The sequence below is a fragment of the uncultured Pelagibacterium sp. genome (genome assembly GCF_963972885.1).
GTDB classification, from domain to species: domain Bacteria; phylum Pseudomonadota; class Alphaproteobacteria; order Rhizobiales; family Devosiaceae; genus Pelagibacterium; species Pelagibacterium nitratireducens.
In genome coordinates this window covers 1-4,502 of the sequence record NZ_CAXAXY010000146.1, presented here as the reverse complement: position 1 = coordinate 4,502, position 4,502 = coordinate 1, and the positions used below count along the sequence as shown (strand labels likewise).

At 61.2% G+C, this 4,502-nt stretch carries 7 protein-coding genes; 2 read left to right on the top strand and 5 right to left on the bottom strand.

The window, feature by feature from the left end:
- The 4 genes from AACZ55_RS15535 to AACZ55_RS15520 form a co-directional block, all read right to left on the bottom strand.
- A partial coding sequence (locus AACZ55_RS15535; protein ID WP_339647551.1) for a sodium/proton-translocating pyrophosphatase occupies window positions 1–1,280 on the bottom strand: 1,280 nt, incomplete at its 3' end.
- A 288-nt stretch (window positions 1,281–1,568) separates the two neighbouring features.
- Entirely contained in the window at window positions 1,569–1,889 is a 321-nt protein-coding gene (locus AACZ55_RS15530; protein WP_339647549.1) for a DUF167 family protein, read from the bottom strand.
- The gene (locus AACZ55_RS15525) at window positions 1,886–2,188 is read right to left on the bottom strand and encodes a YggT family protein (RefSeq protein ID WP_338610782.1); all 303 of its coding nucleotides are present in this window, start codon (window positions 2,186–2,188) and stop codon (window positions 1,886–1,888) included. The genes AACZ55_RS15530 and AACZ55_RS15525 overlap by 4 nt, the downstream gene beginning before the upstream one ends.
- Window positions 2,189–2,520: 332 nt before the next feature.
- Window positions 2,521–2,997 carry a TerB family tellurite resistance protein gene (locus AACZ55_RS15520; RefSeq protein ID WP_339647548.1) on the bottom strand — a complete coding sequence of 159 codons (477 nt, stop codon included), beginning with the start codon at window positions 2,995–2,997 and terminating at the stop codon, window positions 2,521–2,523.
- A gap of 258 nt (window positions 2,998–3,255) precedes the next feature.
- On the opposite strand from AACZ55_RS15520, the gene AACZ55_RS15515 reads away from it, so the two are divergent.
- Together AACZ55_RS15515 and AACZ55_RS15510 are read left to right on the top strand one after the other, a co-directional pair.
- On the top strand, window positions 3,256–3,789 hold the full coding sequence (locus tag AACZ55_RS15515) for a hypothetical protein (RefSeq protein ID WP_339647546.1): 534 nt from the start codon (window positions 3,256–3,258) through the stop codon (window positions 3,787–3,789).
- Window positions 3,786–4,358 (top strand): hypothetical protein, encoded by a 573-nt coding sequence (locus tag AACZ55_RS15510; protein ID WP_339647544.1) that lies wholly within the window; start codon window positions 3,786–3,788, stop codon window positions 4,356–4,358. Before AACZ55_RS15515 ends, AACZ55_RS15510 begins: the two co-directional genes overlap by 4 nt.
- Here the strand turns inward: AACZ55_RS15510 and AACZ55_RS15505 are convergent.
- On the bottom strand, window positions 4,355–4,471 hold the full coding sequence (locus AACZ55_RS15505) for a 4a-hydroxytetrahydrobiopterin dehydratase (protein ID WP_339647553.1): 117 nt from the start codon (window positions 4,469–4,471) through the stop codon (window positions 4,355–4,357). The genes AACZ55_RS15510 and AACZ55_RS15505 overlap by 4 nt on opposite strands.
- Window positions 4,472–4,502: the final 31 nt, after the last annotated feature.

Here is a 4,502-nt window from a genome sequence, read left to right as displayed (position 1 = left end):
ACGATCATGCCGGCCAGGGCCAGCATGGTGACCACAGCAACCCCGATGCCGAACAATCCGGCCAGCGAATAGGTGACGATGATGCCCGCGATGATGACCAGCGCGGGCAGCGCGGTGGATTCAAGCGAAACGGCAAGCCCCTGGATCACATTGGTGCCGTGCCCGGTGATCGAGGCTTCGGCGATCGAATTGACCGGGCGCCGGTTGGTGCCCGTATAATATTCGGTGATCCAGATGATCAGCCCGGTGATGACCAGTCCGGCCACCCCACAGCCATAGAGGGCCCAGGGGGTGAAGGTGATGTCCCCGACCGCGATGGCTCGGCTCATGTCGCCAAAGATCAGCCACATGACCGGGACGAGGGCGACAAGCGAGAGGACGCCGGTGGCGATGACGCCCTTGTAGAGCGCGCCCATGATGTTGCCCGAGGCGCCGAGCTTGACGAAATAGGTGCCGGCGATCGAGGTCAGAACGCACACCCCGCCAATGGCGAGGGGCAGCACCATGCCGATCAGTCTCAGATCGACCGGCAGGATAATCGCGGCCAAAACCATTGTGGCAACGATGGTCACGACATAGGTCTCGAACAAATCCGCCGCCATGCCGGCGCAGTCGCCGACATTGTCGCCGACATTGTCGGCGATGGTTGCGGGGTTGCGCGGATCGTCCTCGGGGATGCCCGCTTCGACCTTGCCCACCATGTCGCCGCCCACGTCGGCGCCCTTGGTAAAGATGCCGCCGCCCAGCCGGGCGAAAATGGAGATCAGCGAGGCCCCGAAGCCCAGGGCGACAAGAGCGTCGATGACGGTCCGGTCGGTCGCATCAAACCCCATGGCCAAAAGAACGAGGAAATAGACGGTGACGCCCAACAGGCCCAGACCGGCAACCAGCAGTCCGGTCACGGCACCCGATTTGAACGCCAGATCGAGCCCGCCGGCCAGCGATGTGGTTGCCGCCTGGGCGACGCGCACATTGGCGCGCACCGAAACGTGCATGCCGATGAACCCGGCGGCGCCCGAGAGCACGGCCCCGATCAGAAAGCCGATCGCCGCATAGATGCCGAGCAGCAGCCAGGCAACGACAAGGATGACGACGCCGACAATGGCAATGGTTGTGTATTGGCGCTTGAGATAGGCGGTGGCGCCTTCGCGGACCGCAGCGGAAATCTCCTGCATGCGGGCGCTGCCGGCATCGGCGGCCAGAAGCGAACGCGTTGTCACGATGCCATAGACGACCGACAGGACGCCACAGGCAATAATCAGCCATAAGGCCAAAGTCATAGTGGTATTCCCCTCACTTTGCGCCCGGAGCGGCGTGTCGAGAGGCTCGGTACAAGGCCCTGGCACCCGACGCAGTCCGGTCTACTTCCCTTCTTGCACCGCCGCCAAAATTTCCTCTCCCTTGGCGACAGCAAAGACCCGCATTTTACTGCGGCCAGAACGAAGGATGGCCCAAGATCAACGCAGAGGCAATCCTCTATTCTTGCGCTTTATTTTGGTCAGTATTGCTGGCTTATTTGTGTCTATCGGCTTGAAAGGCAATGAAGTTCGCCGGGCATCAGTGTTGACCTATCGGTCTGCCAGATCCTCGAGCGCAGTATAAAGGGCTTCCGTGTCTCCACGGGCCAGAATCACCTTGGTTTTGCTGGTCTGGCCGCTGGAAATCGCGAGGGCGGATTTGGGCAGGGAGAGAGCCTTGGCCAAAAGGGCGATGACGGCGTGATTGGCCGCGCCCTTGTCGGGCGGAGCGCAAACGCGGACCCTGAGGGCGCAGCTTCCGTCAGCGCGGGTCTGTGCGCCGTCGAGCCTGTCGGCGCTGGCATTGGGTGTGACGCGCAGGGCGATCCGCGCGCCATCGGAAACGAGCGTGTAAAAGGAGGGGCGGCTCACAGCCCCTGCATGGCGACCTGTCGCATGAGCGGATACAGGATCACCAGACGGATGAAATAGATCGCCAGGAACAGAACGATCGGGGAAATGTCCAGGCCGCCGAAACTGGGAACAAATCGCCGGATGGGCGCCAGAAGCGGATTGGTCAGCTGCCAGAGCAAATTGGCGACAGTCGCGACGAACTGATTGGACATGTTGAGGATGTTGAAGGCCAGAAGCCAGCTCATGATCACCTGGGCGATCATGATGAAGATGACGAGGCCCAAGACCACGTCGACAAATTGTAAAAGTCCAAACAGCATTGGCGGTCCCTTTGTGCAATCGGTTCTATATAGAACGCGAAACGCCTTATGGAAATGGGTGTGGCGATCTGATGGCCGCGCCCGGTTCCCCGGAAAAGAAAAAAGGCCCGCCTCAATTACGCGAGGGTCGGGCCTTTGCAAGAGTTTGCCCGGTACGCAACACACAAAGATCCGGACAGGGGCATACAATGCACAGAGCGTGCCAACAACCGGTTAACCGATATGGGGTGCAGTGGTCCGAATTTGTCTCAATATGTTGGGATCGATGCCCTGTCGGGGGCGTCCAGCCTTGCATTTTGCAACGATTGCGCCTCGCAGAATGCGAAATCTTACGCCGTTTCGTCCGTTTCGGGATTGGCGTCGGGCGGGGTGGTGGGCCGCTTTGCCTGATTGCGCAGGATGGTGCGCTGGCGCGATGAGACCCCGATCAACTCGGCGACCCGCCAGACCATGTTGTCCTCGAGCTCGTGATTGGTGTCGTCGGCAAACACCACCTGCCACATCATGCGGATGATCTCGATCTTTTCGGGCTCTTCGAGCTGGGAAAGTTTGGACGTGAACTGATAGAAATCCACGGCATCGCGGTCGCGGCGTCGGGCTTCGGCAATGAGGCGTTTCACCTCGGATTCGTCGAGCCCGTAGTAATCCTTGAGCGCATTGGTGATGGCCTTTGTTTCGATGGGGCTGGCGGTTCCGTCCACCGAGGCGAGATGGACGAGCAACGCGGCAACCGCGAGGCGCGGATCGGTTGGCTGGGACGTGCCCTTTTCGGGTTGCCGAAACAGCTTTGCCAGAGAATCGAACATGGAACCGCACCTCGTTGCCGGCCTGAGCCGCGCACCATCAAAAACCTTGGCACCGGGTCGATTCCATCGGCTCGGGCCGGCTCGTAAGGTAAGGACCGCCGGTGTCGTGCTCAAGCGTTCTGGCGATGTCGTGAGCAAGGATTTTTTCCAATGTCGTTTGCCTGCCACAGGCAATTTGGAGGTCGTTGTTTTCTGGCAAGGGCCACGATAGGGTCGCGCCATGAATCTCGAGTTTGCGTTGGGGAGAAGCCGGGCGCGATGATTGCGGCGTGGGCATTGATCGTGGGAGGCCTGGTCCGCGTCGTCGGTGAGGTGCTCGAAATTCTCGCCGGCGGCCATACGGCGGTGAGCAGCGGCATCGCGGGCGGGGCGTTGATTCTGGTCATGATCGGCTTTGGAGGGCTTTGGCCGGAGGCGCGCGGCAACCGGCTGGCCCGGCTGGCCATCATCATGATCGGGCTCGGGGCCCTCGGATTTGCCGGCATTGCCGCCTGGTCGATCAGCATGGGAACCCTGCCCATGGGCGTGGTGGCGCAAATGCCGGTCTTTATCGCCATTGCGCTGGTCACCCTGATCGGCGCGATGGCGCTCGCGGTCTGGCTGATCACGTCCTCGTCCTATCCGGTGTGGATCGGGATCGTTATGAGCATTTCGATCGCAATGTCGCTGGTGAGCAGTTTTGTCGCGTTCCCAGCGCTCGTCCAACCGCTTATCGATCTGGTTATGGCGTTGACCTTCATCCAGCTCGGGCTTTCGATGCGTGAGCGGCGCAAGACCGGAACCCGTTTATGATCCTTGCTGTCATCCTGCTTTTGGGCTGTGCCCTCTGGGCGCTGGGCGAAGCCATCATGCTCACCGGCGGCCAGATCACCGTTCTGGGCGGCACCATTGCCACGGTCGGCATGACGCTGGCCGGTGCCAGCATCTGGACGCTCAAGGATTTGCCGGGCATGGCGCGGCCGGGCCGGGTGGGAATCGCCCTGTCGGCCTTCGGCGCCTTTTGTTTTGCCATGGTGATGATCATCGTTCTGACCTCGGGCGTGCTGGGCGCCATCGCCGAGGGTGCCGTTGAGCATTCAGATATCGTTTTTACCCCGTTCTACCTTCTGGCCCTGGTGTTCATCGTTGCGGGCATGAGCGCTTTTGCCCTTCATTTCAAAAACGCTCCGGGGGCGCCGGCCATTGCGGCGCTGGTGCCGGCGGGCCTGGCGATCGGCCATTTTCTAAGGCTGTTTGCCGCCGATGTGCCAGCCTATCACGAGACGCTCTCGGTCGGCCTTGCGCTTTATCTGGGCTGGCTGGGCGTGCGCCGGATTGCGCTGGCGCGCGCCTTGCCGCAGCCCGAAGAGCGGCAGGGCTAAAGCGCGTCGATCGCCGTTGCCAGATCGAGGTCTTTTTGAGTCAGGCTGGCCCTGTCGTGGGTCTTGAGCGCGATGACCACGCGGTTGTAGCTGGTCGCCTGTGAAAAATTCAGTTTTGCGCCACGGTTCCCATTGATGGGGTTT

Excerpts from the sequence above, each read along its gene's own strand:
- AACZ55_RS15515 (WP_339647546.1), top strand. The coding sequence starts at position 3,256 with ATGATTGCGGCGTGGGCATTGATCGTGGGAGGCCTGGTCCGCGTCGTC.
- AACZ55_RS15520 (WP_339647548.1), bottom strand. The coding sequence starts at position 2,997 with ATGTTCGATTCTCTGGCAAAGCTGTTTCGGCAACCCGAAAAGGGCACG.
- AACZ55_RS15510 (WP_339647544.1), top strand. The coding sequence starts at position 3,786 with ATGATCCTTGCTGTCATCCTGCTTTTGGGCTGTGCCCTCTGGGCGCTG.